Annotated in this window: 27 protein-coding genes; 8 read left to right on the forward strand and 19 right to left on the reverse strand. The window is 45.2% G+C overall.

What is annotated here, in order from left to right; translation table 11 throughout:
• The first annotated feature begins 6 nt into the window (after positions 1 to 6).
• Positions 7 to 738: an FKBP-type peptidyl-prolyl cis-trans isomerase gene (locus K7A41_RS11070; RefSeq protein ID WP_265713739.1), complete on the forward strand. Its 732-nt coding sequence runs from the start codon at positions 7 to 9 to the stop codon at positions 736 to 738.
• Complete coding sequence (locus K7A41_RS11075) at positions 725 to 1630, forward strand: aldo/keto reductase (RefSeq protein WP_028068199.1); 906 nt, start codon at positions 725 to 727, stop codon at positions 1628 to 1630. Before K7A41_RS11070 ends, K7A41_RS11075 begins: the two co-directional genes overlap by 14 nt.
• A gap of 16 nt (positions 1631 to 1646) precedes the next feature.
• Here K7A41_RS11075 and kdsB read toward each other — a convergent pair whose 3' ends face one another.
• The 4 genes from kdsB to mazG form a co-directional block, all read right to left on the reverse strand.
• Positions 1647 to 2381, reverse strand: a complete 735-nt coding sequence (kdsB, locus tag K7A41_RS11080; protein WP_265713740.1) for a 3-deoxy-manno-octulosonate cytidylyltransferase — start codon at positions 2379 to 2381, stop codon at positions 1647 to 1649.
• Positions 2382 to 2454: 73 nt separating this feature from the next.
• Complete coding sequence (locus K7A41_RS11085; protein WP_028068197.1) at positions 2455 to 3072, reverse strand: deoxynucleoside kinase; 618 nt, start codon at positions 3070 to 3072, stop codon at positions 2455 to 2457.
• 11 nt (positions 3073 to 3083) lie between these two features.
• Positions 3084 to 4082: a tryptophan--tRNA ligase gene (gene trpS, locus K7A41_RS11090; RefSeq protein ID WP_028068196.1), complete on the reverse strand. Its 999-nt coding sequence runs from the start codon at positions 4080 to 4082 to the stop codon at positions 3084 to 3086.
• Between the two features lie 78 nt (positions 4083 to 4160).
• A complete protein-coding gene (gene mazG, locus K7A41_RS11095; RefSeq protein ID WP_265713741.1) occupies positions 4161 to 4973 on the reverse strand; it encodes a nucleoside triphosphate pyrophosphohydrolase in 813 nt (270 codons plus the stop codon).
• A 134-nt stretch (positions 4974 to 5107) separates the two neighbouring features.
• Between mazG and K7A41_RS11100 the strand changes: the two genes are divergently transcribed.
• The 4 genes from K7A41_RS11100 to K7A41_RS11115 all read left to right on the forward strand — a co-directional run bounded on the left by K7A41_RS11100 (position 5108) and on the right by K7A41_RS11115 (position 7652).
• A complete protein-coding gene (locus K7A41_RS11100; protein ID WP_028068194.1) occupies positions 5108 to 5407 on the forward strand; it encodes a hypothetical protein in 300 nt (99 codons plus the stop codon).
• A 38-nt stretch (positions 5408 to 5445) separates the two neighbouring features.
• Complete coding sequence (locus K7A41_RS11105; RefSeq protein ID WP_265713742.1) at positions 5446 to 5967, forward strand: hypothetical protein; 522 nt, start codon at positions 5446 to 5448, stop codon at positions 5965 to 5967.
• Between the two features lie 114 nt (positions 5968 to 6081).
• Positions 6082 to 6765 carry a hypothetical protein gene (locus K7A41_RS11110; protein ID WP_265713743.1) on the forward strand — a complete coding sequence of 228 codons (684 nt, stop codon included), beginning with the start codon at positions 6082 to 6084 and terminating at the stop codon, positions 6763 to 6765.
• Positions 6766 to 6902: 137 nt separating this feature from the next.
• The gene (locus K7A41_RS11115) at positions 6903 to 7652 is read left to right on the forward strand and encodes an SDR family NAD(P)-dependent oxidoreductase (RefSeq protein WP_265713744.1); all 750 of its coding nucleotides are present in this window, start codon (positions 6903 to 6905) and stop codon (positions 7650 to 7652) included.
• Between the two features lie 2 nt (positions 7653 to 7654).
• On the opposite strand, the gene K7A41_RS11120 is transcribed toward K7A41_RS11115, so the two are convergent.
• From K7A41_RS11120 to K7A41_RS11135, 4 genes are all read right to left on the reverse strand, one after another.
• On the reverse strand, positions 7655 to 8239 hold the full coding sequence (locus tag K7A41_RS11120; RefSeq protein ID WP_265713745.1) for a YdeI/OmpD-associated family protein: 585 nt from the start codon (positions 8237 to 8239) through the stop codon (positions 7655 to 7657).
• Entirely contained in the window at positions 8236 to 8718 is a 483-nt protein-coding gene (locus K7A41_RS11125; RefSeq protein ID WP_028068189.1) for an SRPBCC domain-containing protein, read from the reverse strand. The genes K7A41_RS11120 and K7A41_RS11125 overlap by 4 nt, the downstream gene beginning before the upstream one ends.
• Position 8719: 1 nt before the next feature.
• Complete coding sequence (locus K7A41_RS11130; RefSeq protein WP_028068188.1) at positions 8720 to 9040, reverse strand: ArsR/SmtB family transcription factor; 321 nt, start codon at positions 9038 to 9040, stop codon at positions 8720 to 8722.
• 121 nt (positions 9041 to 9161) lie between these two features.
• On the reverse strand, positions 9162 to 10148 hold the full coding sequence (locus K7A41_RS11135) for a helix-turn-helix domain-containing protein (protein WP_265713746.1): 987 nt from the start codon (positions 10146 to 10148) through the stop codon (positions 9162 to 9164).
• A 94-nt stretch (positions 10149 to 10242) separates the two neighbouring features.
• On the opposite strand from K7A41_RS11135, the gene K7A41_RS11140 reads away from it, so the two are divergent.
• Both K7A41_RS11140 and K7A41_RS11145 read left to right on the forward strand, forming a co-directional pair.
• Complete coding sequence (locus K7A41_RS11140; RefSeq protein WP_265713748.1) at positions 10243 to 12492, forward strand: TonB-dependent siderophore receptor; 2250 nt, start codon at positions 10243 to 10245, stop codon at positions 12490 to 12492.
• A gap of 289 nt (positions 12493 to 12781) precedes the next feature.
• Complete coding sequence (locus K7A41_RS11145) at positions 12782 to 13291, forward strand: hypothetical protein (RefSeq protein WP_265713749.1); 510 nt, start codon at positions 12782 to 12784, stop codon at positions 13289 to 13291.
• A 335-nt stretch (positions 13292 to 13626) separates the two neighbouring features.
• Here K7A41_RS11145 and K7A41_RS11150 read toward each other — a convergent pair whose 3' ends face one another.
• The 11 genes from K7A41_RS11150 to K7A41_RS11200 all read right to left on the reverse strand — a co-directional run bounded on the left by K7A41_RS11150 (position 13627) and on the right by K7A41_RS11200 (position 25684).
• Entirely contained in the window at positions 13627 to 14286 is a 660-nt protein-coding gene (locus tag K7A41_RS11150; protein ID WP_265713750.1) for a DUF6266 family protein, read from the reverse strand.
• Positions 14287 to 14930: 644 nt separating this feature from the next.
• Positions 14931 to 15494 (reverse strand): biliverdin-producing heme oxygenase, encoded by a 564-nt coding sequence (locus K7A41_RS11155; RefSeq protein ID WP_265713751.1) that lies wholly within the window; start codon positions 15492 to 15494, stop codon positions 14931 to 14933.
• Between the two features lie 134 nt (positions 15495 to 15628).
• On the reverse strand, positions 15629 to 16807 hold the full coding sequence (locus K7A41_RS11160) for a S41 family peptidase (RefSeq protein ID WP_265713752.1): 1179 nt from the start codon (positions 16805 to 16807) through the stop codon (positions 15629 to 15631).
• 186 nt (positions 16808 to 16993) lie between these two features.
• The gene (locus K7A41_RS11165) at positions 16994 to 18115 is read right to left on the reverse strand and encodes a cytochrome-c peroxidase (RefSeq protein ID WP_265713753.1); all 1122 of its coding nucleotides are present in this window, start codon (positions 18113 to 18115) and stop codon (positions 16994 to 16996) included.
• Positions 18116 to 18142: 27 nt separating this feature from the next.
• On the reverse strand, positions 18143 to 19111 hold the full coding sequence (locus K7A41_RS11170; RefSeq protein ID WP_265713755.1) for a hypothetical protein: 969 nt from the start codon (positions 19109 to 19111) through the stop codon (positions 18143 to 18145).
• A gap of 100 nt (positions 19112 to 19211) precedes the next feature.
• The gene (locus K7A41_RS11175; protein WP_265713756.1) at positions 19212 to 19781 is read right to left on the reverse strand and encodes a hypothetical protein; all 570 of its coding nucleotides are present in this window, start codon (positions 19779 to 19781) and stop codon (positions 19212 to 19214) included.
• A gap of 54 nt (positions 19782 to 19835) precedes the next feature.
• On the reverse strand, positions 19836 to 20822 hold the full coding sequence (locus tag K7A41_RS11180; protein WP_265713757.1) for a hypothetical protein: 987 nt from the start codon (positions 20820 to 20822) through the stop codon (positions 19836 to 19838).
• A gap of 40 nt (positions 20823 to 20862) precedes the next feature.
• A complete protein-coding gene (locus tag K7A41_RS11185; RefSeq protein WP_028070188.1) occupies positions 20863 to 21600 on the reverse strand; it encodes an HmuY family protein in 738 nt (245 codons plus the stop codon).
• Positions 21601 to 21849: 249 nt separating this feature from the next.
• Positions 21850 to 22473: a hypothetical protein gene (locus K7A41_RS11190; protein WP_265713758.1), complete on the reverse strand. Its 624-nt coding sequence runs from the start codon at positions 22471 to 22473 to the stop codon at positions 21850 to 21852.
• Between the two features lie 29 nt (positions 22474 to 22502).
• Complete coding sequence (locus K7A41_RS11195) at positions 22503 to 23258, reverse strand: HmuY family protein (protein ID WP_265713759.1); 756 nt, start codon at positions 23256 to 23258, stop codon at positions 22503 to 22505.
• 47 nt (positions 23259 to 23305) lie between these two features.
• Complete coding sequence (locus K7A41_RS11200) at positions 23306 to 25684, reverse strand: TonB-dependent receptor (RefSeq protein ID WP_265713760.1); 2379 nt, start codon at positions 25682 to 25684, stop codon at positions 23306 to 23308.
• Positions 25685 to 25702 lie beyond the last annotated feature (18 nt).

Here is a 25702-nt window from a genome sequence, read left to right on the forward strand (position 1 = left end):
TAACACATGAAATACATTGCATTAGCCCTATTATCATTGACTACAGTAGCTGGATTTGCCCAGCAAAAGAAAAAAGTCAGTGCTGTCAGAAAGAAGACAGTCAATACCTCCAGAACAGCAAATACGTTGGCGACTAAGGCCGATTCCGTATCCTATGCCTTTGGTATGGACATCGGAAGATCGTTAAAATCCACGGAGATCGACTATCTCAAAGCCGATGTCATTGGCAAAGCGATTGCCGCTGCTTTAAAGAATGAGCAGGCCTTGCTTGACGAAGGGCAGACGCGGGAAGTTATCCAGCAGGCGATTATGGATATGCGCACTAAGAAAGAGGCGGAGAGCCGGGCAAAGGAAGATAAGTTTTTTGCTGAAAACGCCAAAGTGGCCGGCATGAAAACGACCGCCGAAGGTATACAGTATCTCGTTCTGAAAGATGCCGATGGTGCCAAACCTGCAGCTACTGACGAGGTGACCGTACATTACAGGGGTACACTGCTCGATGGAAAGCAGTTTGACAGCTCCTATGATCGCAACGAACCGCTGAAACTGTCTCTACAACAGGTCATCAAAGGCTGGCAGATCGGTATACCGCTGATGTCTAAAGGCGCAAAATACAAGTTTTACATACCGAGCCGGCTGGCCTACGGAGCGCAGGCCAAGGGCAATGATATCCCTGCTCATAGTACACTGATCTTTGAGGTGGAACTGCTCGATTTTACTGCCAATGGAACAACGTAATTTAGGCAAGAGCTCCATTCAGGTTTCGGCAGTCGGTCTGGGCTGTATGTCGTTGAAGGCTAATCAGCCCAAACAGAGCAAAGATATCCTGCGCCGGGCTTTCGAGAATGGTATTACCTTTTTTGATACTGCCGATCTTTATGACAAGGGGCAGAATGAGACGATCGTGGGAGAGGCCCTACAGCCCTTTCGGAAAGACGTGGTACTGGCTAGCAAGGTGGGCAACGCCTGGCGGGCCGATGGCTCCGGATGGGACTGGACACCGTCAAAAACATACATCATCAAAGCCGTAGAAGGGTCTCTTTCGCGGCTCCGAACCGACTATATTGATCTGTATCAGTTGCACGGCGGGACTATCGACGATCCGGTAGAGGAGATCATTGAGGCCTTCGAGCTATTGCAAATGCAGGGCAAGATCCGGGCGTATGGTCTCTCATCGATACGGCCCAACGTCATCAAAACCTATATCTCCAGGGCGTCGATTGCGAGCGTCATGATGCAATACAGTCTTTTGGACAGAAGGCCAGAGGAAGAGATGGTTGAATTGTTGTCGAAGCACAACGTCAGTATTATAGCCAGGGGATCGTTGGCCAAAGGGATGTTGGTAAACAAACCTGCTGGAGCCTATCTGCAATATAGCTCTGGAGAGGTGGCACATATACTCCGCAATCTGGATCAGGCCATTAAACGGACTGGCAAAACGCGGGCGGCAGCAGCGCTGTCGTACGTGCTCAGCAGTGCGGCGGTGGCTACCGCAGCAGTGGGAGTAAGCACTCCGCTTCAGCTGGATGAACTGATCGAAACCAAGCAACAGATCGCTGCGCTCGATGAGCTGAGCAGGAAGGAGCTGCTCGAAGGTGTCCGGAATATGTATTATACCGAACACCGTTAGGCCGTTAAATTAGCTGTTAAAACAAGCTCAGTATCCTATCCAGATCCTCTGGCGTGTCCACAGCGATGGTCTCATGCGGCGTTATGGCCGTTTGGATGGCATAGCCGTTTTCCAGCCAGCGCAGTTGTTCGAGCGCTTCGGTTTTCTCCAGGTCAGAGACCGGGAGCTGTGTTAATTCGCGTAGTGTCGTGGTGGTATATGCATAAATGCCAATATGTTTGAAATACTGCTGATGCTGCAGCCACGCTGCAGGCGCTATGCCCCTTAAAAACGGAATGGTCTGTCTGCTGAAATAGAGCGCTTCGCCCTTTAAATTCCGTACCACTTTCGGAATATTGACATTGAATAGCTCCTCCTGTGCGGTGATCGCTTTGACCAAGGTGGCGATTTTCGTTTCGGGCGACTCAAAACAGCTGGCCAGGAGATCAATCTGTTCAGGGTTAATAAAGGGTTCGTCCCCCTGGATATTGATCACAACATCATATCCCTGTTCTTTCGCGATTACCTCAGCACAGCGGTCTGTGCCCGATTCATGCGTAGCTGCGGTCATGGCCACATGTCCACCAAAGGAGAGCACCTCCTGCTGTATCCGCAGATCATCGGTGGCGACGACAACTTTATCTATTTTTGCTGACTGCTGCACCTGTTCGTATACCCTACGGATCATGGTCTTACCCTTGATATCCACCAGAGGTTTGCCCGGAAACCTGCTCGAAGCATATCGTGCAGGAATAATACCTAAAAATTTCATTTACGCTAACGTTTTTAATGTCAAAAGCCTGTAAATATGGTAGTTTACAGGCCTTCTGTTCTTTCTGGTCTGTTTAATCAAACAGACCGAACAATTCAGCTTCTACTTTTTGGATGATGCTGCCCAGATCTTCGGGGTTTGTTGTAAAATCCAGATTATCCTTATCTAAAATCAGCACTTTACCCTCCTTGTAATTGTTGATCCACTTGTCGTATTTATCATTTAATTTGGATAAATAATCCAGACGGATTGCCGTCTCATAATCGCGGCCTCTTTTTTGGATGTTATTGACCAATGTCGGTACCGACGCCTTTAAGTAGATCAGCAGATCCGGAGGTTTGATGTAGTGGATGATGCTCTGAAAGATATTGCTATAATTTTCGAAGTCCCGCGCGCTCATCAGCCCCATATCGTACAGGTTTTCTGCAAAGATATACGCATCCTCATAGATGGTACGGTCCTGGATCATATCGATACCCGTCTCCTGCAGTTTGACGATATGACGAAAACGGCTGTTTAAAAAGAAAATCTGCAGATTGAATGCCCAGCGTTTCATATCCGAATAAAAGTCTTCGAGATAAGGGTTGTTGTCGACGGCTTCAAATTGCGGTTCGAATTTGAAGTGGCTTGCCAATAATTCGGTCAATGTAGTTTTTCCGGCACCTATATTTCCGACGATAGCTATATGCATATGTTTTAAGCTTAATAAAATCTTTTAATACCAATAATCTCGCGCACTTCTTTCAGTGTTTTTCGTGCAGACTCACCCGCTTTCTCGGCCCCCAGTCTAGCGACTTTGGCGATGTACGCATCGTCATTGGCGATATCTTCGATGCGCATGCGGACATCATTTGTTGCCAGCACCATATCTTCGGCCAGTTGTTTCTTGAAGTCTCCGTAACGGATTTCACATCGATTGTACAGATCGTCAAAGTGCTGTAATGTATCCGGGGCCGAAACGACTTTCATCAGATCAAAAAGATTCTGTATGGCTTCGGGCTTAGCTTGGTTCATTTCTGTCGGTCCCGAATCAGATACTGCGCGCATCACTTTTTTACGGATGACGTCGGCGCTGTCCGAAAGGTATATACAGTCTGCTTCACCATTCGATTTACCCATTTTTCCCTGTCCCGCCAGCCCCGGGATTTTCACGAGCTTATCTGAATAGGAGAATGCAAAAGCCTCTTTGAAATAATCGACATTATACAGGCGGTTAAAGCGGTTGCCAAACGTGCGTGTCATTTCCAGATGTTGTTCCTGATCTTTGCCTACCGGTACTTTGGTCCCATGGTGGATCAGAATATCGCAGGCCATCAATACCGGGTAGGTCAGCAGGCCGGCGTTGACGTTGTCCGGGTTGCTCCGTACTTTATCCTTAAATGCCGTTGCCCGTTCCAGTTCACCCAGATAAGCGTTCATATTCATGTACAGGTAGAGCTCGGCTACTTCGGGGACGTCAGACTGCACGTAAATGGTGGATTTCTCGGGGTCTATGCCCGCCGCGAGATATTCGACGATAACCTGCCGGACAGTTCCTTGTAAACCATGTGGGGTAGGGTGCGTGGTCAAGGAGTGTAAATCTGCAATGAAAAAAAAGCAATTATATTCATTTTGCATTTTCACGAAATTGCTCAATGCACCATAGTAATTTCCTAAATGTAATTTTCCGGTACTTCTGATACCGCTAACAACTGTTTCCATATTCCTGCGAATTTACGCATTAATTTGACAAAGTCGAATTAAAATGCCCATGTAGGGCCGCCTTTTGATCGGCTGCTGTCATTTTTTTAATGTTTTTGCTTCATTCCAGTATACGTCCATTTCTTCGAGGCTCATGTCCTGCAGGCGCTGTTTATTCTCGGCTGCTTTCTGCTCCAGGTACGTGAAGCGTTCGATAAACTTTTTATTGGTACGTTCCAGCGCATTTTCGGGGTTGATGCCGATATGCCGTGCATAGTTGATCAAGGAGAACAGCAGATCTCCAAATTCAGCTTCAGCACGGCTATGGTCTACCGTATCTGTCGATTCAATATTAAATTCGGCTTTGAATTCGGCCAGTTCCTCTTCCACTTTTTCCCATACCTGTTTTTTGTCCTCCCAGTCAAATCCGACCCCTCGGACTTTGTCCTGAATGCGGTAAGCCTTGACTAGAGCCGGCAGCCCTTTTGGTACACCCGAAAGTACTGAAGCGTTGCCCTCTTTAAGTTTGATTGTCTCCCAGTTGGATTTGACCTGTTCTTCGGTGTCCGCGTTGGCGTCTCCATAAATATGCGGATGGCGGCTGATCAGCTTGTCACAGATGGCGTTGAGCACATCCACGATCGAGAACCTGTTTTCTTCCTCAGCGATACGCGCATAAAACACCAGGTGCATCAGCACGTCACCGAGTTCCTTCTTGATTTCCGGATAGTCCTGATCCAGGATCGCGTCAGTCAGTTCGTACATTTCTTCCATCGTAAGATGGCGCAGCGATTCCATCGTCTGTTTCTTATCCCAGGGGCATTCCAGTCTTAATGTGTAGAGTACATCGAGCAAACGTTGGAATGCCAGCTGTGGGGTATGCTGATAAGCCGGAGCTATGAGATTTGCCATGTCAGATTGCGTTTTCTTTTCACAAAAATAGAAATATGATTCCGAATAAACTATTTGGAATTGGCGAAAACAAAAGCCGCGGGCTAATCGTTTTATAATAAAAATAGATTTACAACAGATTAAGACAATCAGCTATGGAAAGAATGCATGGATACTCTTCGGCCAGTGTTGCGCTGGAAAAATTAAGTGGTATGGGATATACGATAGATTATAATGTTGAATTTGATGAACTCCTGGCGCACGCAGATGAATATAAGATTGATTACCTATACCGTTATGAAGGGGCGTCAGATCCGGGGGATGAATCTACTGTATATGGTATAAGCCGTAACTCCGGTGAAAAAGGTGTTTTTGTAGCCGGTAACCTATCACTGATTGAAGGGAAAAAGCGTGACATCCTGCTGCAGCTGGAGCTTAAAGAAAGAGAACACTAACAGATAAGAAGAGCCCACGGGCAGATAATTTTATCACAATGGACTACAAAATGAGAGAAACAGCGCGGCTGGCGGAGCTCAAAGCCTGGGCGTTGGGCCGGGATGGAAAGCCTGCCGGCGGAACCTATTCGGAGCCTGCGACCGACCGTTTTTTACAGGTATACCGTAATGAGGCGCTAAATCTGATGAAAGCAGGATCCTATAATGAGGGCGCCGGACTGTTTGAAGCCTATGTGGAGCTCCATTATCCACAAGATCTGGAAAAGCTCGTCGGCAAACTGGAGCGTAGTTACGAAAGTCTGGAACGATTTAATGCTGATCTGCTCGAAGAAGGTTTCTATAACCTGGTCCTGAGCGATATTCCATTGCATATGGAGGGAGCTGTCATCGTGCTGCTGCGGGTCAAAGAAGCTGAGTTTCCGGCTATATACAATAATGATCAGGATGCTGACATGCGCAGTTCGCCACATTGGCTGCTCGAGCAGGCGTACAGCCATATATGGGTCGACATGCATCAGACTGCCTTAAACAACAAGCACTATCCGCACCGAATGTTGTAAGTTTTGGCAAAATTTTTGTTGTTTCTCATTCGTGTACGAGTGGGTATATTCTTTCTGAGGAACTCTCTCGGCCGTTTCTGAAATACTAACCATGAACTAAATTATGAATTAACTATGATCTTATATATCAGTATTTTTGTGGTCATTGTCGCTGCCTGTGTACTTCTTTCTGTCGTTATGATGAAAAAGCAAAAGGATACAGCCAAGAAGTATGAAGGGGAAGCCGGTCTGTCCATGGCCGTAGCCGTTAAAGATGATTTGCTGCAGCATGAATTCAGTGAACTGAGCAAACAGATGAACGGGGCTCCGATTGACGCGTTTACACAATGCGCCTATATTGCCACTGTCGGAGACAAGATTGCTTCGGCCGCCGCGACAGCGGCTAAGACAGCGGCATGGGCTGCTGTAGGTGTAAAGGCAAAGTATCAGGAACGCGACAATGCCTCCTATCTGATTCTCAGTAACCAGGAACTGCACTATATCTTTTTTGACGAGGGCGAAGCCCGGGATCACCTCGTCTTTGACCATGAGACCCTCCTGGATGCCCGTCCCGCGCAGATCAGTAGCTCTGAAAAGGTCACGCGTATGGGCTCCATTATGGGATTGAAGCCTAAAAAAATGCATCTTGATGTGAACGGTAATGGACTGGATCTCATCTATTACGGTACCGTGCAGCGCATGCCTGCCGGCCTGATTTCACCAGGGCCCGGCATGTTCGAAGCGCAGGCCAGGTTCCAGTTGATGGGCCGGTTTTTCCTGGACAGACTGTATCAAAAATATCCACAGCTGCAGGATTGATCGGCAGAATTCTACACGGCGCGGGCGGAGGAGAAGAGATTGTCATCTGAGTTTCGTTTTACAACGACCGCGGGGCAATTTCTGCCGGCTTCTGCGTTGATTTTCGTAAATTGTATAGGTAATAAAAATTATAAGATATGAATGCACTAGCAGATAAAGTAGCGTTGGTTACCGGCGCAGGTTCAGGCATCGGGCTTGCTGTTGCGCTGGCTTATAGTAGAGAAGGAGCGAAGGTGGTGGTTTCAGACATCAATGAGGCAGCAGGAGCTGCAGCGGTAAAACAGATTGAAGATCAGGGCGGGGCAGCTGTGTTTTTTAAAGCCGATAGTTCATCTGCGCCAGACAATAAAGCACTGGTAGATTTTGCGGTAGCCACCTACGGGCGTCTGGATATAGCATGCAATAATGCCGGAATAGGCGGTGAGGCCGCTCTGACGGGAGATTATAGTCTGGACGGGTGGAAAAAGGTAATTGACATTAATTTTAATGGCGTCTTTTATGGCTGTAAATATCAGCTTGAGGCCATGGAAAAAAACGGCGGAGGCGTCATCGTCAATATGGCATCTATCCACGGGACGGTCGCCGCTCCGCTGTCGAGTGCCTATACCGCTGCGAAGCACGCTGTTGTCGGGCTGACGAAAAATATAGGCGCCGAGTATGGTCAAAAAAATATCCGCTGCAATGCGGTCGGACCAGGCTATATCGATACACCATTGTTAGCCCAGCTTGACCAAGAACATATAGACACCCTGATCAGCAAACATCCGATTGGCCGGCTGGGGAAAGCCGAAGAAGTGGCCGAACTGGTCATTTTCTTAAGTTCGGACAAATCGTCTTTTATGACCGGGGGATACTATCTGGTGGACGGCGGCTATACGGCGGTATGATATTATGCGTCGTCCATGCCCTTTCCATCGAGGATCTGCTGATAATATTTTTCGATTCGTGATTCGCGGGTTTTTGCCTGCTTTGCCTGACTGAAATAAAAGAGATACGCCTTCTGCCGTCCCGGAGTCAGCGCTTGGAAGCTATCTTTGAATGCGATATCCTCGTTAAATGCCCTTTGTAGCTCTTCAGGTACGGGGTAGTCTTCGGTTCTCCGCATGCTAACCTTCTGTCCTGATTTTTCGACGTCGATGGCTTCGCGGATATAATCTGAGATACTGCTTCTGAGCGCTTCGATATCTGCAGCGTTGGTAAATCTGAGCTGTCTTGCAGCCTGAACATTCTCCGTCTGCTGGATTAAGATCTGCTGGGGATCTTTCAGCAGAGCCCCCTTATGGAAGAGCAGTGCGCAATATTCCTTGAATCCATGAATGAGGACGATATTTTTACCTTCATAGGTATAGCAGGGGTGCATCCATTTATACTCTTCTCTGAGCAAGGGGTTTTGCAGGACGATTTCCCTTAACAAATTGAATTCTTCATTCCATCTGTTGGAATTTTCAAAGAAATGGGCAGCTTCTACATTCATTTTACCTGAGTTTGTTTAATTAAATTGGTGAGCATGTCCTGCAGTCTGTTGTGAGCCATATTGATACCCTGAGCAAAAGGCATCATCAGCAGCTGGTCGCGGTGGTCGGCAGATTTGAAAACGATCTGCATGACCAGTCTGCTGCGCTGATCCCCGATTTTTTCAAATGTCAGGAATTCCAGCTGCACCGGAAGCGGTGAGTTTTCCATTTCGAATGTGCGCGTGATGTGTTCGTTGCGGACGATTTCGTGTATGGTGCCATTCGCTCTGAATACAGCCTTATTGTCGCGCATTGTTTCAAAAACATAAGAACCATGTTTGTGGTTTTCCCATTTCAGTACCTTTGTTCCCATCCATTGTTCAAACAGGGGCGCCTCATCGTAAGCTCTGAAGAGCAATTGCACAGGCAGATCAAACTCACGCGTGATGACGATTTCCTGTTTGCCTTCCTCGGCTTGTATTGTTGTTTTCTGTTCCATTTTAACTGTCCTTATAGTTCTTCATCAGGGTTTCGAGGGCATTGAAGCGGTCGTCCCACATCCTGCGGAACGGTTCGATGAAATCCGCTATTTCCTTCATTTTCGCCGGGTTGAGCTGGTAGTGGATCTCACGGCCGTTCTGCCTCGCCTGCAGGAGCTCGCACTCGGAGAGAATCTGAAGATGCTTGGAAACTGTCGGTCTGGCCGTATCGAAATTGGCTGCTATGGCGCCTGCAGTCATGGATTGCGAAGCTAGCAGCAGCAATATGGCCCTTCTGGTTGGATCAGCGATTGCCTGAAAAACATCCCGTCTCAAATTCATAGTGAAATCATTTGACTCAAATATATGTGTCGTTATTTAGCTACGCAAATTTTATTGAAAAAAGCGCGTGATCCAGCTCATGGTCGCCTGTTGTGAAGCGGGTGTGGTTTGCTCGCCGTAGTTAGGACGAAGCCTGATCTCGTCGAATCTGGTTTGGCGAGATGCCACAATGTTTTTTGAAGGCTACAGAAAAAGAAGACGGCGACGAATAGCCGGTACGAAACGCAATTTCCTTAATGGACAGGTTCGTTGTTTTTAATAGTGAGAGTGCTTCCTGAATATGTACCTTGGTGGCAAACTGAAAGAGTCCCATACCGAAGATGGCTTTAAAACCTTTTTTCAGTTTATATTCATTAATTCCAAACAATGCGGACAGTTGTTCGATGGTGTAGAACTGAGATGTGTTATTGACGATAAATTCCTGAACATCATGGTAGATACCGGTCGGTGTTTCCTTGAAGGTACATGTCGGCGCATCAGTATTTCCATGCAGGTCAATCCATTCAAACAAAAGCTGCAGTAGATTGAGTATTCTGCTTTTCATAAAGTACAGCCGCTGTAATCCTTTCTTGTCACAAGCTTTCATTTCTTTGAGTATGAGTTGCATCTGTGGACTGATGGGAATGCCTTGTTCGGCCAGCCGGACAAAAGCGTTGCTGTCTACCGCGCTGATGAATGAATCCAGTGCAGGGATCTGTGCTGCGAACTCATGAAAATAGTCTGATTCAACATATATGTCAAGGTTGCGGTACACTACGCCCTTTTTAAAATAAATATCGACCTCTGATCCACAAGGTGTGAAATAGATGTAGTTGTGCTGCGGCCGGTAAATGTTCTGTTGCCCATTGATGCGATCTATAAGCAGTTCGTCATTGAGGAAAAATGCAATCTGTATATAGTTTTTCGTTGCAGTTTGGTAGGACAGTGTGATATCGCTGGCATACGTATACACATAGTCTCTGACAATAAATTCGGGGCTATCAAAGATGTAGGTTGTTGAAAATTCTCCCAGTGCCGTGTTTAAATGGCTGACTGTGCCGTCCTGCTCATCACGCTCATAAAATTCCATCAGTTGACCTGTCAGTTCCTGCTGTGTGTTGGCTCCCATATTCTAATGTTTTTCTCCCGAATTCGAAATTCGAATAAGCAAATGTCCTCTACTTTTGCGGTGTAAATTTAATTATATTAATTCTAAATAAGTCATGTTTAAGAAAAGTATTCTCTGGAGCATATTGATTTTACCGGTAGCCACCATAGCACAGCAAACAGGTACAGCAAGGGAAAAAAGCGGCAAGAGCAGTTCTGCCGCTGATTCAGTCAAGATAGATACCACGAAAACCTATACATTGTCTACAGCCAATGTCGTTGCCAATAAGACGACGATTCCATCTTCCACATTGCGGTTGGGGGAAAACCTGCTGGTGACTCCGCAAAATATTCAGGTGATTGATCAGCGTCTGCTGAATGACCAGATGATACTGACTACGGCCGAGGGGCTGTCACGTAATGTCAGCGGTGTGCGTACGATCACCCATCAAGAAGAGGGGAGCGTTGGCATTGCCGTGCGTGGATTTCAGGCCTCCAACCTGCGAAATGGCATGGATGTCAGTGGGAGTTTTGGTCCGCTGCGGGAGGACATGGCTTTTGTGGAGCGTGTGGAGTTTGTCAAAGGTCCGGCAGGTTTTATGATGGGCAATACCCAGCCCGGTGGTTTTTATAATATTGTCACCAAAAAGCCTACGGGCATCAATCGAAGGACAGCGCAGATGACGCTGGGCAGTTACAGTCTGCTGCGGGCGGCTGTTGATATCGATCAGCAGCTGAGCAGTGACGGTAAGTTTCTCGGAAGATTCAACCTGATGGGCACCAAAAAGGGCAATTTCCAACAGTATGTCAATCATGAGCAGTATGTGATTAATCCTTCTTTTAAATATAATGCCAGTGAGCATACCAATGTGATTTTTGAGTATATTCTTTCTGAAAATAATTTTGAAGGTGGGTTCGCCAAATATGCCTATGGTATTGATGGCTTTAAGGAAGTGAAGAAAAACTTTTCATTCAGTGATCCGATTATGGATCCTACGAAGTCACGGGAGCATAACGTCTATGGGACCATTAACCACAATTTTGATGACGACTGGCTTTTGACGGCGCAGTTTGGCTATGTACGCTCGGAAATGGAAGGCGCATCTATCTATGCCAATTACAATAGTATTGTGCTGGCCGACGGATCCGAAGGATTGAAAAAAGGGGATGTGACCCGTAACGTCAGCATCAACGATGCACTCAACACTTCTACTGTAGGGCAGGTATTTACGCGGGGAAGGTTTAGCACGGGTGCTGTCAGCCATCACATTCTGGCTGGACTGGATATGGGCAAGAAATTTTACGTTGCAGATTGGAGCGTAGCCGGCAGTATAGTCGATAAGAGCAGGAGGCTACCCGTCAATGCCGCTGGCGAAGTGATTTTTAATATCTATAATCCTGTTTACGGAAATCTGACCAAGGATATGCTGCCTACTTATGACCGTACCCGGCCACTGCGTGAACGCGGAGCAAGTTCGCTGTCTGACTATTCGTACAGTTCGGTGCATGTACAGGATGAGGTTCGCCTGCTGCAGGATAAACTGCGTATTGCTGCAGGGCTCCGTTATACAGCGACGAAAAAAGTATCTGCTGCCAACAGTGGCAACGAGGTGAAAAACGAGGCCTTTACACCCCGCTTCAGCATTACCGGACTGCTTACACCTACACTGACGGTTTACGCGCTGTATGACGAGACCTTTCAGGAGCAGACCGGCCTGCTTGTGGACGGCGGCAGTCCGGATCCGTCGTACGGACGCAACAAGGAGATCGGTTTCAAGAAGACCTGGCTACAAAATAAACTTATGACCAATATAACGGCCTACCATCTGACAAAGACCAATATGCTTACTGCGGCGGGAGTAGACAATCCCGGCCGGTCCGAGCAGACGGGAGAGGCTACATCCAAAGGGATCGAACTCGACGTCAATGGCGCGGTCGGCAAAAACTGGAATGTTGTATTCAACTATGCCTTTACCGATGCCAAAGTAACCAAGGATAACGACCCCCAAAAGATCGGCGGCATGCTGTACGGCACAGCAAAGCATATCAGCAATGGCTGGATTAAGTACACAATCGCCGATGGCAATCTCGAAGGACTGGGGTTTTCTGCCGGCTATGAATATCAGGCCAAACGCGCGACCTGGCCTGTGGTACAGGACCACAAATACCTGCCAGATGATCTATTTTCGATAGACCTTGGAGCCTCTTATCAGAAGAACAACTATCATATTGCGCTGCTGGTCAACAACGTGACCAACCGATACAATTATGTCGGGTTCTATCCCGGTGCATGGCGCTATACCCATTATGGATGGCGGGTTGTCAACCCACAGGGATTTAGGCTCAATCTCGCTTATAAGTTTTAGAAAGCACCCGCATCAGCAATTAAATGTAATGGCCCGGCGATCTGCATACGCTGGGCCATTGTATTTCTATTTGGATCCCCAGGATACGCCATGCCGGTACAAGCGATAATAGAAGGAGATACATCGCTTTTTTAATCCAGTGCCTGCGAATTGTAAAAAGTCGGGATTTGAACCCATTAAGTCGCTATATTTGGTGAGCTAATATCATTTTGTACTCAAATGAACACGGCGCCTTCTTCTTGCCAGGGGACGCAGCTGGAAAAATGATAAAAATTATATCATAAGATATATGAAAGAGACGGTTATAAAATTTGACAAAAAGAAGCGGATTAAGAACTTGTTGGTTGGCTTTATCTTCACAATAGCCGCATTGTGCTTTTCCTATTACATTTTCTTTATCGCGGACAAAATAAGACTATACCACGGTCTTATGACGGCGATGCTAGGGGCGCTAGGGATCTATGTTGTGGTGAAGGCAGCGAAGGAACTGGGTAATGGCGACAGCATCGGACTGATATTGAATGCCGAAGGCATCACTTACAAGGCGACCCCCTTGGGTAAACAGGTTGGCCTGTTGCGGTGGAGTTCAATCGAATCTTTAAGGACCGAAAAGAAACACGGAATACAGTTTGTTTTTTTGAAATTGAGGGACGCCCGTCGTGATATTCCGGCACTTGGTCCCGCCCTATACCAAAATGTTGAGACAAACGGCATACCCGTGTCAGCAGATCAGCTCGCCATCGGATTTGAGGAACTTGCACAGCTGATTGCACAGTATCACCAGCGTTATCAGTATTAACAATTATATAAGCCAGAAAAAAGAGAGGGCAGCATCGAAGTCGCGGTCTATGCGAGCGGAATCAGAGCTTACATCTGTGAGTTAACAGATCAAATAAATTGGAATTGTATTTTGAAGTTCGAACAAAATGTCTTTACAATACTCTTCAAAAAATAATACAACTGGAAAGCAACAAAGCTTTTATGGCATAGCCTTGCCGTTTCAGTCTTATCAATTGTTTTATCTGACTCATGGGGCTTGATTTACCGGCCATTGGAATCACTCTTAAAAATCTTATCCCAAATAAATCAAAATAACCAAGGGGGTAAATTACTCCGGAATATGCATGACACGCCTTAAACCGTTATCTTACCCAAGTGCATACTGTCTGTATTACCGCCGCCATAACTCTCTACAAAAAAGATAAACACTTCATAGGTGACTTCCTTTGTACGTTTCGGGATGATGATATTTTGTTTGCCAGATATTAAGCTGTCTTTCGAGTCGTTCGTCAAAAGAGGGTATTCAGCCCCATCATCCTCTGCACTATACAGGATTAAGAACGAATTGTAATACCTCGTGCCAAACTTTTTCTCCAGATAGGCATCATATTCCCAAGTAACCCGAAGCACTTGGTTTTCCTGATCGAAATCCATCGTGTAGGAAGTGATGGGATTGGGACTTCCTTTGGCAACCATAAATTTCTGCCAGTCAACGACAAAACCGTTTTCTTCCTGAACAAGTGCTTCGTTCAAATTATAAGACATCGCAACATCATATGCCCGCTTAGGATAACTGTAAGCCTTATAACCAATATTGATGATGGGATTTAATATACTAATATGCGACCTCACAATTTTGAAGCGTGTTCTACTGAGCAGTTGTTCAGGTGTAGGCGCCCGTTTTTTAACGCGGGGGAGAGAACGCACATAATTACCTGTTTTCGTTAAGACAAACACAACAGAACCAGCTTTCCCGGAAACAGTCCCATTAACGCCATTTTTGATGATTGCCATAATTGCCTGATTAAGTTTATAAATAATAAAGATAAACATTAAAACGGAAACATCCTAGAATCAAGTTATAACTAAAGACAATTGTTAATCAATTTTCAGACAGTGTTCAGTCAATGTTTGTACAGTTTAGACTGAGTAATCACTGAGCAAGCACTGAACGAACACTGAACAAATAATGTTAAAAGGTATAATTTGATAACCATCTGATCTTCGTTTGCTGCACCTAAAATTAAACGAGAAGAACCTACGTTTGCGTAACAAAAATATTCTGGCTGGAACTCATTGCACTTGAGTTCAAAAGCTGCGAAATATTAAAGGTCGTCTTGCGGTATCTGGAAAATTTATAACGGATTCGGTGGGGACGTAAAGGAGGGGGCTGGAATGATTATTCCGACCTGTCATCCTGTTAAGTAAGATTATAAGCTATCATTAAAACAGCAACACCCAATCTGATAAAGATTGGGTGTTGCTGTTTTATACTTAAAATGACCAGCTACAAGACTTGGCGGCGAAGAAAAACACGACGAGCCAAACGAGCCCTTTGGCCAGAAAAAATAGGAATGCACCTATGCCGGCGCGTTTAAGCCATTTTGATTTATTGTCTTTTTGCTCCATCTGCAGGATTAAATCCTATTGCTGCTGATTTACTTTTCACTCGCAATAGGCGTGAATACTTCACCAAAGTTATAAAAAGTTTGGTTAGCAATCTCTACGGCGCGGTCATAAGTCGATGGATCTGATCCGTATTTGTTTAGCACAGCTGTGAAGCCCGCCCACATATCGTGGCTATTTTCACCGTAGCCTTCAAAAAATGATGTCCCCTTGCTGACCCCATATTTGTTCAGCATCTGTACGATATACGGACCACCCATGATGGAACCTTCAAGTACATAGAGGGACGCCAATGCTTCGAGCACATTGCCAACAGCAGGCGCGGTAGCCTCCGGAAGATCATCAACACGACCGCCCAATGCTTCGATATCACGCTTGATGTAAGCGGAATTGCGGCGCTCTGCCAGATCAGGTAATACCGCAGCGGTGATATATGGAGCGATGTTGTCTTCGACTGCACGAAAATAGGCATAGAAGCCTTTTAACACCTCCGCATAGTCTGCTTCAGAACGGATATTTTTCAATTGGCGCACGATCGTTCCTTCTACGTTTTGGTGAGCAGCGTGCGTATGCTCTTTGATATGTTGACTTAACATGTTTTTATTTTATTTATAACGATTCTATACAAAGATTCGTATTTATTTCCAATATTTTATGCTGTTTTCTGACTTATCATCTATGAAAAATGGTTTTAATTCTCTTCCGCAGGCAAGGGAAAGTAAGCTGATGATCAAATTGATCTGATACTTTCCTCTCTAGCAATATCCTTTAGCGCTGCGGCCAGCCACGGTTCTCTAGGGTCGCCCGGATGAAAGTCTGATTGTGCAGGGGCGGGTGAAAGATCTACCGGTATGCCGTCAAAATAATCTGACCAACCATCGGCATTGCGGATGAGAAATGAAGCCAGGTAGACATCGAAGTCTCCGATACGGACTGAAAAAAAGCCTACGGGTTTGCCAAAAGTCTGCTGACCGATGAGGCGCAGCGGAAGATAAGGTTTGAAGCTGCTGATCAAAAGCTCACTGGCCGAAGCTGTACGTTCAGATACGATACAGGACAACTGCTGCAAAGAATTGAAATGTCCCTTTTTGATAAAGTAATGCGTATTGGCTTTTTCACTATAATCCACATCTGCCATTGTTGCGGGGCGTCCTTTATACTGGACCACTTTGCCATTGGCATCCAGATAGGGTTGCTTACGTAGCAATGTCGCTTTGCCTTGCTGGACATTTGGATGAAATTGCTCGCTGAACATAACTTTTTTATCCAGTTTGGCTGGGCTAATGAGGTTGGCCAAATATTCTGCGGTCTCCACATACCCGCCACCGTTATGACGTAGATCAAGTATTAGATGAGTAACTTGCTTTTGAGCCAGTTCGGCTGCAAGTTGATCCAGTTCGGCCTTCACGGCATGAAGCTGGGGGAAGGTGGGGATGTAAACATAAGCAATCCGTTTGTATCCCGCGGACCAGTAGGACAGGTGGGTAGCATACCTGTATGCTGTTTCTATGCTGGCCATATGACCACTACTTTTCTTGCCGTCACGATGGTGTTCCAAATATGAATATTTGGGTTTATTGGGGATTGTCGACAATTCGTAAGGTCTATCTTTCTTGCGCAAAGCGTATTGGCTGAGTGCAAAAAGTGCCCGCTCATATGCCGTTTGCTCGGGTTCTATCTGTGCATATTTCGTCCGCGGATCAAAAGCCGTATATGAAGGAAGAGATGCCTGCCAGCGGTATAGCTGTTTGGCATAGAGGTAGATCGAGTCGAGCGTCAGTTCTTTTTTCGTTCCTGTTTTTGGACTAATAAGTTCATCGGGCAGTGTTGTTGTTCTGCTGCCATTCTGACAAGCTGTTATAGCAGCTGTTGTAACTAATAGACCAACTATTTGGCGGATTCGACTCATTATATGATGCGGATTTTGTTCGTTATGCTTGTAATTGATTCGCTACAATGGATAATTATCTGAAATTTTTAACTTTTTTTTTAAAATATAAAAACCTAATTTTGTGCCAATTTATTTAATTTTGATGCCTCCGCTACTGTGGAGTACTCAAATGTCCCAAAGGTTTCCCCTTTGGGATTTTTTTTTTCAGGGTAATATAGGTCGCTCTGTTTTGTTTGGTACACTGGATAAACTCTCCAAAAAAGCCAAGATATTTTCCTGTTCTCTACTACTTAATCGAATATTTTGGATATGTGGCGATAAAGTGCCATTGATCTGTTGCCCTGACTTTTGGGGCATGCCCTGGCTTAGGAGGTTTATCAGTTCACGTAAGCTTGCTATACTGCCGTTGTGCAGATAGGGCGCAGTATGGACCACATTCCGCAGACCCGGTGTACGAAATTTACCTTTGTCTGTTTCCAGGCCTGTCGCCTCAAAGCGACCATTATCCAAGGCACCTTTGCTGGTAACTGCGTAACCCAGGTTATGAAAATCGAGATCGGTAAAGAAGGGACCGTTATGGCAGTTGATACATTTTCCTTTGGTTCGAAACAGATGGAGGCCTTCAAGCTCTGCATCGTTTAACGCTTGATAATCCCCTTTGATAAAGCGATCAAAGGCGGTTTCACCACTGCTTATTGATCTTGAATAAGCTGCTATGGCATCCAGTAAACCTTCAATAGTCATCGTTTGCGTAGCATAAGCGGCCTCATATAAACGAAGATATCCGGGTATGGCTTGCAGCTTAGCGGGTAAAGTAGCTGTATTGCCGCCCATTTCGATGGGGGAGTTGATGGCCTCGGCAATCTGCTCACGATAAGTCTTTGCGCGGCCATCGTGGAAGAGCTTGCCTTCCAGATACCAGACATTTTCCATGGAAGGTGTATTGCGGTGATGCAGTGCAATGCCATCTGCCGTTGTTTTTTGGTCGATCCAGTAGGTGTCAGGATTATGACATGAAGCGCAAGTCCTCATGCCATTACCGGTACGGGGGTCGAAAAATAAGGCTTTGCCAAGTGCTATAAGCTCGGCCTTATCTTTTGATGGGTTTTCGGGTAAAGCGGCCAGTTCGCGTACCTTGATATTATCGTACCAAGCCGCGGCTGGCCATTGCGTTACCGATTTACTATATTGTTGCCGTAAGGTTTCTTCAGGTTGAGGGACAATCGTCGGCTCTTCTGGCGTAGACTTACCTTTGCGGCAGCTGTATACCATTATGGTTGCTAAAGCAAAAATGATAAATAGCTTTGTTTGATTAGTGATAATCACGGTTTAATAACTACTGAAGCATATTAATTAGTTAAGGTTAATCTGTTGTTCTCCCTCCGACAATAGCTTTCCATCTTTGTCCATCAATTTCAGTGTTTTAATCTGATTACCCTGAATAGTGGCTGGTATCGGTAAAGTAACTGTTTTTTTAGCGACATCGAATATTGCATTTGTTATCTTATACGAGTTATTAAGATTGTCAATTGCCATAAAATGATCGAAGTCAGCTTTGAAAAAAAGTTCATAAATCTCGGTGCTTCTAATTGGCATGACCAGATTTTCTCCTTTTTTTACAGTATAAGAACCTGAAGTAATTAAAAGATTAAGCTGCGGCAAGAATACGTCAAAAGAATCGGTGATAACCGTGTAGCGACCGGAAATCACCTTAATTTTGTAAGTGCCCGGCTTTAGGTCATCAGGGCGATTTAGCGTAATCGCAAATGCACTCAATTGTCCAAAAGATAATAAGGTCTCGTTATCGTCTTTATCCACAAGATATGCTTTTGTCTGAGTTTCATCAGGTATAATATTTTCCCCCTTTAAGGAAATAGGATTCGTGCCGGGTAAATAAAGATAATATTGGTTGTTGAGTAAGTTTAAGCTTACTTGTACTAAAGGTTGATTATACTGGAATACCAATGTATAATTTTTGCTGGAGCCATCTTGTGCCCGTACGGTATAGGTAATCGGTTTGTCCGATTGCAACTGTATTGCTGTACCCGATGCAGGTGTAATCGTTGCTAATTCCGAAACTTTAATCGTCGGTGTAATGCTTTCGGGTTGGTCCACTAATGGTGGCCAATATAAGATAATCTGGTCATTCACGATACTGGCCGACAAGGTTTTGCCGTCAGCATCCTGAATGCTAAAGGACTCAATGTCATTGTAGGGCAAGCTGGGGTATTCGGTCTTGCAAGACCAGCATGATAGTGCTAGCATAAAAATAGCTAGCCATTGATAAGTACGTATTGTTTTTTTAAATACTGAAAGTTGCATAATTTTTTTTGATTAAAAAATAGTTATGCGGATGATTAGGGTAAAGAGATCCGCAACCCATCCACTAGGTTGCGGGTCTATTAAGATAAATTATTGAAAATTATAATGCCTTAACTTCGATATTGACATCTGCTTTTACTTGTAATTGACCTGCCACAACTTGCTGGCCGACATTGCTGAAGCTAAGTAATTTTACTGCATATAATGCTCCAGATCCATCACCCACCAATACGGTCAATGGCTGGATGGCTTTATTTGTATGGTCAGTTATATCGTATTCATACCATTCGTTATTACCTTGTGATGATACTGGTGTCGCAGTCGTCCAATCTGATACTGTAACAGAAGAGATATCTTTTGCTACGGTTTTGAGTGAATAACCAGAATTTGCTCTTATGGATCCATTCACATGGCTAAAGAATGCGACCTGGCCTGAGCTGCTTAAGCTTTGTGCTCCTGTACCAAGATTTACATAAACAGCTGGCCAGTTGGCTGCGTCTGCCGGGCTCCACCATTGACCTACAACGGTGTAGTTGCTATTTGCTTTAGCTTGATTGAGCACCAATGGAGCTGTTGCAGATTCTGTTGTTGGGGTCGCTGCCCATACTGCTGCCGATAGCGCAGTCACGGCCATTGCCGATTTTAAGATGGTTTTGATGTTTAAGTTCATGATATTTTAATTTATTTAATTTTGATGCCACCATGGCATCTCGTGGATGTCTGTTTATGATTCCGTTATGGTACTTGGCATATACTGCGTAAATACCACATCCGCCCAGTCTTTAAACTGGAATGTGACTTTTACGTTATCAAAAGTTCCCGTTGGTAAGCTAGCTGGCAGGGTAACAGTCATTTCGGTACGGGTATACGATTTAATCGTTAAAGGATAATCCTTTCCATCCAATGTCATGATAACAGCCGTAGGATCCAGAATAACACTGCTTGAACCAGCGATAATGGTCCAATCCTTGTCTTTTGCCAGGGTTAAACCTGATGAATTGATATACACCTTCGGCTGGCGGTAGGTAATTGTGATGGGGTCTGGCAAGATAATGGTATGCCCAAGATTGGTCACCTCCACATCGTATACACCCGGTGTAATATCTGAAGGAATGCGATTTTCCCGCTCGGTACCGATATAACGTAATTGATAAGTTCCAGCCCCTATGGTCAGGCTATTGGGGGTAGGCATCGGTATGCGTTCCTTGGTTTCCTGATGAATTAATGTGATACCTACCAACGTGGGATTGGTATGCATAAAAGTTCCATTTATCACTGGAAGCGCCATCGCCGGTCCTAATGCCAACACAGAGGGTGAGTTAGCGTAAAAAGCAGCTTCAAACGATGGCGTACTTTGAAATTCAATCTTTAAACTATAAGTTCTTGTGGTACCTGTCGCGGATTTGACAGTATAGGTCTGATTCTTTTCATCTGTTTTGACAGGCAGAATTTCCTCTGCGATGCTGGCCCCGTTGGAAACTTTGATGGCCGGATCGATCACCAATAGGCCATAGTAGTAGGGGATATATACCGTAATGGTATTGGCTTCATTGTCGATGGCCCCATAAATGACTTCGTCATTTGGTAGGTTGGTGACCTTGTATTCGAGTATCTTATCTGCTGGAAGCAAGGCTAATTCTTCCGTTTTGGTGCAGCGGGTTAGTAGCAATCCAATCAAAAGGAAGCTTAAAATGCTGTATATTCTTTTCATGATAGTTTAGTGTCTAATAAGTACGCTAAGCTTATTTTTTTTAGTTAGCAATGGTAAATTTGGTACTGCCAGCTTTGGCAAGTACATATTGGAAAGTAAAATACGGGGCTGGCGATGTTCTATACCAGTCTTTTGGATCTAATAAATCTTTATAGATACTTTGAATTTTCACCTTAGCGTAGTTTCCGTTGGCTGTACGTACAATCAGCGTGTGCTCTTCTATGGGATAGCATACATGTTTTTTGTTTTCAGCGCCTCCGCCTTTATGGATAGCATTAAAATCATAGACGTACCAACCCAATCCAGTCCCCATATCCCCTGAATTATCAGGGCCATAGGGTTGTTCACCTTTGCGAAACTCCGCATCTGAGGGGATATCGATGACATCTTCAAATTTTTTCTCAACAATAAGAATACCGCCTTTACCAGGACCGCCTTTTCCAAAATCGTATGCGCTATTATTACAGTTGATAAAGCTGCGATAGATATTAGAGAAAGATATGTCCCAGCGCGCTGTACGTTGATAATCGGATGTAACGGCCTTATTCTGTTCTAAGCTGTAATAGATCGGAGACTGCTCTGTGGTAGGTGCACTACCTGCAGGTAAGTCTTCTCCAAAATTCTTGACAGTAATCAAGCGGTTGAACATCGTTTCCGGAGTTACGGGATCAGGCTCGGGCTCTACAGTCGGCTCACTTTTGCTACAGGCACCCAGCACAATTAAAAATGCCAGTACTGGCATAAATTTGAATAGATTGCTACTTTTCTTTATTTTCATTATGACTTGTTTTTATGTTAGTTTGATATGCTATCCGCTTTTTAATACATTTACACGATGTATTATATTTATTTAAATTTATTATAAATAATAGTAAAGGTAAAGAGTTTAGCCTATTACTTGTGTATGAAAATTGGTATTTAATATATTTTTTTCAGTTTTTGATTTTGGTAACGAAAGCAGCTGGAATTTTAACCAGCTGCTATGCTAGTAAGTTTCTTGAAGTATTCAACCTTTTATCGCAGTTTACTACTGTTTAATAAATCTTTTAAAATTGATGTTATAGGTTGCATTTCCACTCGCCGCAGTAATACTTCCTGCCTGAATTACATAAAGCTCATCTGCTTCGTTATTCAATTTCTCACCTTTGTACATCACGATGTAGCGATTGGCAGTAGGGTAGACAGCATGATTGTTTGCAAAATCATAGATAATCCACGTCGGGCCTGTCACTGGTCGTCCGGCACTTGAGGCGTCAATACCGAGTTTGTCAGTCAAAGTGATGTTGGCAGCTAATACCGATGCGAGCGTCAGCTTTTCAATACTCATGTTTTCCTGATCAAAGTACCCCATCTTATAATTATCTGATGAGGTGTTTTGCAGGGTAGATCCGTACATTCCCGAAAGATTGATCATACTCTTAGCTTCTTCCTGAACAGCATTTGTTTTAAAATCATAAAAAGTTTTTACGCCTGAAGGAACTTCGATCTTTGCGGTGGCTGAAACAGCTGTCTCATCACTAAGTTTTGGGTCCTCAGGCTTTTCTTCTGGTTGTTCCGTTGGCTCCTCTACCACTGATTCATCTTTGCTACAAGAAGTAAAACCTAAACTTAATGCACATAGCAGTGCTGCTGTTGTAAATAATCTGTTCATTTTTAATCTAATTGTGTAATTTTTCCTTATTATAATGTGTTGGTGTTTAAATCTTTGCTGCCGTCTTGCTGTACATAATATTTAAATGTATAGTACGGGGCGGGCCAATTCAGGTTGGTTACCGCCGCTGGATTTCCTTTGTAGGCATTGATCAGCTGCAATTTGGCATATTTGCCATCGGGCAGCCGAATGGCATAGGTACGATTCGGCAAAGCCTGCATGATATGGGTGCTCAAGCTATAGCGAAACCAGCCATCCGAACCATCGGTTGCTGCCCAGCCAATTTTGTTGACTTCACTTTTATTGAACTCTTCGTCGGAAGGGGCTACGTTTACGCTCTGGTACGCTTGCCGCAATAAAACCACGGCGGTATTGTTGGCTGGCCCACCATAACCGGGGTTATGCGCGTACCGGGCATTGTTGACAAAAACCTCCGAATTATAGGGGCCAGTAAATGCAATATCCCAATCTGTTGTTTTGAGCCACTGTGCAGAATCTGCCTGATTTTTGATCCAGATCTGCTTTTGATCCTTAAAGCGGAAAAGAAAGATAAAAAATGGGCGTTGCTCTTTTCCTTCGGCGCCTTCTCCCATGGCAGCATCGGTATCTCCGGCCAGATCTTTGATCACTATGCTTTTGCCGTCTTCCAATCCAATTGTATAGTCTTTGTCCTTCCCACAGGATAGGAGCATAAGTGCCAGAAAACCTGAAAAAATACAGCGGCCGATCTTGTGAAAGGAAAGCCAGAAGCTACATTCTCCAATAATCATATGAATCGTTCTCATCTTTTGTCCTGTACTTTGTGTGCTAATTTCTTGTTCATTAATCCTTATTATTCTTTTATCCACCGATAGCTGACCCCGCCCATGATAATCCGTCCGGGCTGTCCTAAGAGATAACGGCTGGTGAAATTAAATAGGTTATCGCCGATCAGACGGAGGGTTAATCTTCGGTTCATCAGACTCTTTTCTACCGTGATATTCACCAGTGTGTGGTAGGGAATAAAGATGTCGTATTTGTCGATAAACTGGTTGCCATTGTATTCCTGAAAAGGTGTGGCGCTTCTGAAATTGACCCGCGCATTGACATGGACAGCCCAAGGTTTATATTCGTATTGCGCTTTTGCGTTGAACATGTGTCTCGAACGGTCCTCAATACCCCAATAATCTGATTTTTTGCTCTGCCGATATTCGCCTGTAGCAGGATCGTTGATCTGGTTATAGGGATAACTGCCTTTCGCAATACTGTCCAGCACACTCAGGTCTTTGGCAATCAGATATTGATAGCCCATCGACAATTGCAGATCTTTGGTTGCCTGGTAAGTGAGGGAGACTTCAAATCCTTTGTTCATCGCTTTTGGCAGGTTTCGGTAGCTATAGATCTGAGCAATACTGGTACCATTACCTACACTGACTGTGTTGATCTGATTGTTGATCCGATGATAGAACAGGGAAAAATCTGCCTGAAATCTGCTTGAAGGATTCCAGGTAAGCCCAATATTGTTGGACAGGCTGGTTTCAGCCTTGAGGTTGCCTGCCACCAAATTGAGCATGTAGCTGTTCTTGTAGCTGAGCTCTCCGGCTTGATCCATCGCCGCAATGACGTCGGCGACACGTTCTGAACCGACGACAAGGTAATTGGCCGCGGGATTGAAGAAGACCTGATAACGCATCTTATAGTCGGGCGCCTTGAAACCTGCCCCAATACCGCCTTTGATCAACAGTGTAGGACTGAGATGGTATTGCAGGCCTAGACTTGGACTCAGGTGACCCTTGTAGACATTCGTCTGATCGTAGCGTAGACCGAGTGTCGTCAGCAAGCGGTCCACAGGTTTCCATTCGGTCTGTAAATAAGCAAACGCGCTATTTAATGAGCGTTTGCCATCCAGATCCTGATTGTCCATCAGCTCGAGACTACCGCCTATGCCTCCGGTGAGTTTTACCTGGTGTGCAGGACTATAAGCAAATTGCTGTTCGATGCGGTGTACGTTCTGTCCAAACTGCTCGGCACTTGCCACAATGCCCTGCTGTAACCACTGTGCGGCAATCTGCGAGTGGAAGCGTGAGAAATAATAGCGCGTCATGCTGCGCAGTCCCGATTGGAAATTATGGTCGTAGCTTGCGGAGAGGTTGATGTCCTGATCTTTTTGTTTGTCCTGTAAGGTGGCCGATTCGGACCAGGCATTGATCATTTCGGACGCTCGGGCTGCATAACGTCCGGTGATACCTACTGTTCCATTCTTACTGGTACGATAGCGTACACGGCCCTGAAAACTGTAATTGGTATAGGGTGGGAATGTCGTACTCTTCGAATCGAGGTACTGTTTGTCTGTATTGAAACCGTCGGTACGGTAGTAATTGCCCGAAAAGACGGCGCTCCCACGTTGATTGGCAAAAGGTGTTTCAGCCTCCAATGTGGCATCGACGGTATTGAGGCTGCCGTAGAGAAGAGATGCCTGCGCCTGTGGTGTAACAGCTCCGTGACGAGTGATAATATTGATGGCTCCGCCCAGCGCATCACTGCCGTATAAGCAGGAAGAGGCCCCCTTGATGATCTCGATGCGTTCGATATTGGTCACGGAAATACGGGATAGGTCAAAGTTGCCACTATTGCGGCCCAGCATAGGCTGGCCGTCTACGAGCACCATCACATAATTGCTGCTGAATCCCTGAATCTGTACGCCCACAGCTCTGGAACCGCCGGCAATATCATTGACAATGGCCATGCCGGTCTGCTCTTTCAGTACCTCATCCAGGCGGCGGCTGCCCATCAGTTCGATCTCCCGTTTGGTGATTACCTTGACAGGCATGGCCGCATTTTCTGCTTTAATGAGGTTGTCCACGGCCTCTGCCTTACGATTGACCTCGACGGTGCCGATCTGCCGGACTTCGGATTTCAGCGCAATCTGCAGCAGCTGGTTGTGTTCCTCCAGATCGACAACCTGCCGATGCTGCTGGTACCCCAGGGCCTGCACCAGGACTTCATAACGGCCGGCGTACAGCTGCTTAAAGTGAAACCTCCCGGCCGAATCGGTTTTAAAAACATACTTATCCGGATAGAGATAAACGGTGGCGTCGGCTATGGCTTTATTGGATTCGTTCTTCAATACGCCAGAGATCTTCCATTTTTCCTGTGCTTCTACATGGTGAAGCTGCCAGGTACATAGGGCAATCAAGGTACTCGTTCGAAAGGATAGAATGCTTTTAAACACTATTTTTATTTTTACTAA

This window comes from Sphingobacterium sp. InxBP1 (genome assembly GCF_026191775.1).
GTDB lineage: Bacteria > Bacteroidota > Bacteroidia > Sphingobacteriales > Sphingobacteriaceae > Sphingobacterium > Sphingobacterium thalpophilum.

Coding starts and splice junctions, on each gene's coding strand:
- mazG (WP_265713741.1), bottom strand. CDS start 4,973: ATGGCAAATCTCATAGCTCCGGCTTATCAGCATACCCCACAGCTGGCA.
- K7A41_RS11195 (WP_265713759.1), bottom strand. CDS start 23,258: ATGAGAACGATTCATATGATTATTGGAGAATGTAGCTTCTGGCTTTCC.
- K7A41_RS11115 (WP_265713744.1), top strand. CDS start 6,903: ATGAATGCACTAGCAGATAAAGTAGCGTTGGTTACCGGCGCAGGTTCA.
- K7A41_RS11180 (WP_265713757.1), bottom strand. CDS start 20,822: ATGAAAAGAATATACAGCATTTTAAGCTTCCTTTTGATTGGATTGCTA.
- K7A41_RS11150 (WP_265713750.1), bottom strand. CDS start 14,286: ATGGCAATCATCAAAAATGGCGTTAATGGGACTGTTTCCGGGAAAGCT.
- K7A41_RS11160 (WP_265713752.1), bottom strand. CDS start 16,807: ATGAGTCGAATCCGCCAAATAGTTGGTCTATTAGTTACAACAGCTGCT.
- K7A41_RS11120 (WP_265713745.1), bottom strand. CDS start 8,239: ATGAATGTAGAAGCTGCCCATTTCTTTGAAAATTCCAACAGATGGAAT.
- K7A41_RS11105 (WP_265713742.1), top strand. CDS start 5,446: ATGGACTACAAAATGAGAGAAACAGCGCGGCTGGCGGAGCTCAAAGCC.
- K7A41_RS11140 (WP_265713748.1), top strand. CDS start 10,243: ATGTTTAAGAAAAGTATTCTCTGGAGCATATTGATTTTACCGGTAGCC.
- K7A41_RS11135 (WP_265713746.1), bottom strand. CDS start 10,148: ATGGGAGCCAACACACAGCAGGAACTGACAGGTCAACTGATGGAATTT.
- K7A41_RS11155 (WP_265713751.1), bottom strand. CDS start 15,494: ATGTTAAGTCAACATATCAAAGAGCATACGCACGCTGCTCACCAAAAC.
- K7A41_RS11070 (WP_265713739.1), top strand. CDS start 7: ATGAAATACATTGCATTAGCCCTATTATCATTGACTACAGTAGCTGGA.
- K7A41_RS11075 (WP_028068199.1), top strand. CDS start 725: ATGGAACAACGTAATTTAGGCAAGAGCTCCATTCAGGTTTCGGCAGTC.
- K7A41_RS11175 (WP_265713756.1), bottom strand. CDS start 19,781: ATGAACTTAAACATCAAAACCATCTTAAAATCGGCAATGGCCGTGACT.
- K7A41_RS11100 (WP_028068194.1), top strand. CDS start 5,108: ATGGAAAGAATGCATGGATACTCTTCGGCCAGTGTTGCGCTGGAAAAA.
- K7A41_RS11130 (WP_028068188.1), bottom strand. CDS start 9,040: ATGAATTTGAGACGGGATGTTTTTCAGGCAATCGCTGATCCAACCAGA.
- K7A41_RS11125 (WP_028068189.1), bottom strand. CDS start 8,718: ATGGAACAGAAAACAACAATACAAGCCGAGGAAGGCAAACAGGAAATC.
- kdsB (WP_265713740.1), bottom strand. CDS start 2,381: ATGAAATTTTTAGGTATTATTCCTGCACGATATGCTTCGAGCAGGTTT.
- K7A41_RS11110 (WP_265713743.1), top strand. CDS start 6,082: ATGATCTTATATATCAGTATTTTTGTGGTCATTGTCGCTGCCTGTGTA.
- K7A41_RS11145 (WP_265713749.1), top strand. CDS start 12,782: ATGAAAGAGACGGTTATAAAATTTGACAAAAAGAAGCGGATTAAGAAC.
- trpS (WP_028068196.1), bottom strand. CDS start 4,082: ATGGAAACAGTTGTTAGCGGTATCAGAAGTACCGGAAAATTACATTTA.
- K7A41_RS11085 (WP_028068197.1), bottom strand. CDS start 3,072: ATGCATATAGCTATCGTCGGAAATATAGGTGCCGGAAAAACTACATTG.
- K7A41_RS11190 (WP_265713758.1), bottom strand. CDS start 22,473: ATGAACAGATTATTTACAACAGCAGCACTGCTATGTGCATTAAGTTTA.
- K7A41_RS11185 (WP_028070188.1), bottom strand. CDS start 21,600: ATGAAAATAAAGAAAAGTAGCAATCTATTCAAATTTATGCCAGTACTG.
- K7A41_RS11170 (WP_265713755.1), bottom strand. CDS start 19,111: ATGCAACTTTCAGTATTTAAAAAAACAATACGTACTTATCAATGGCTA.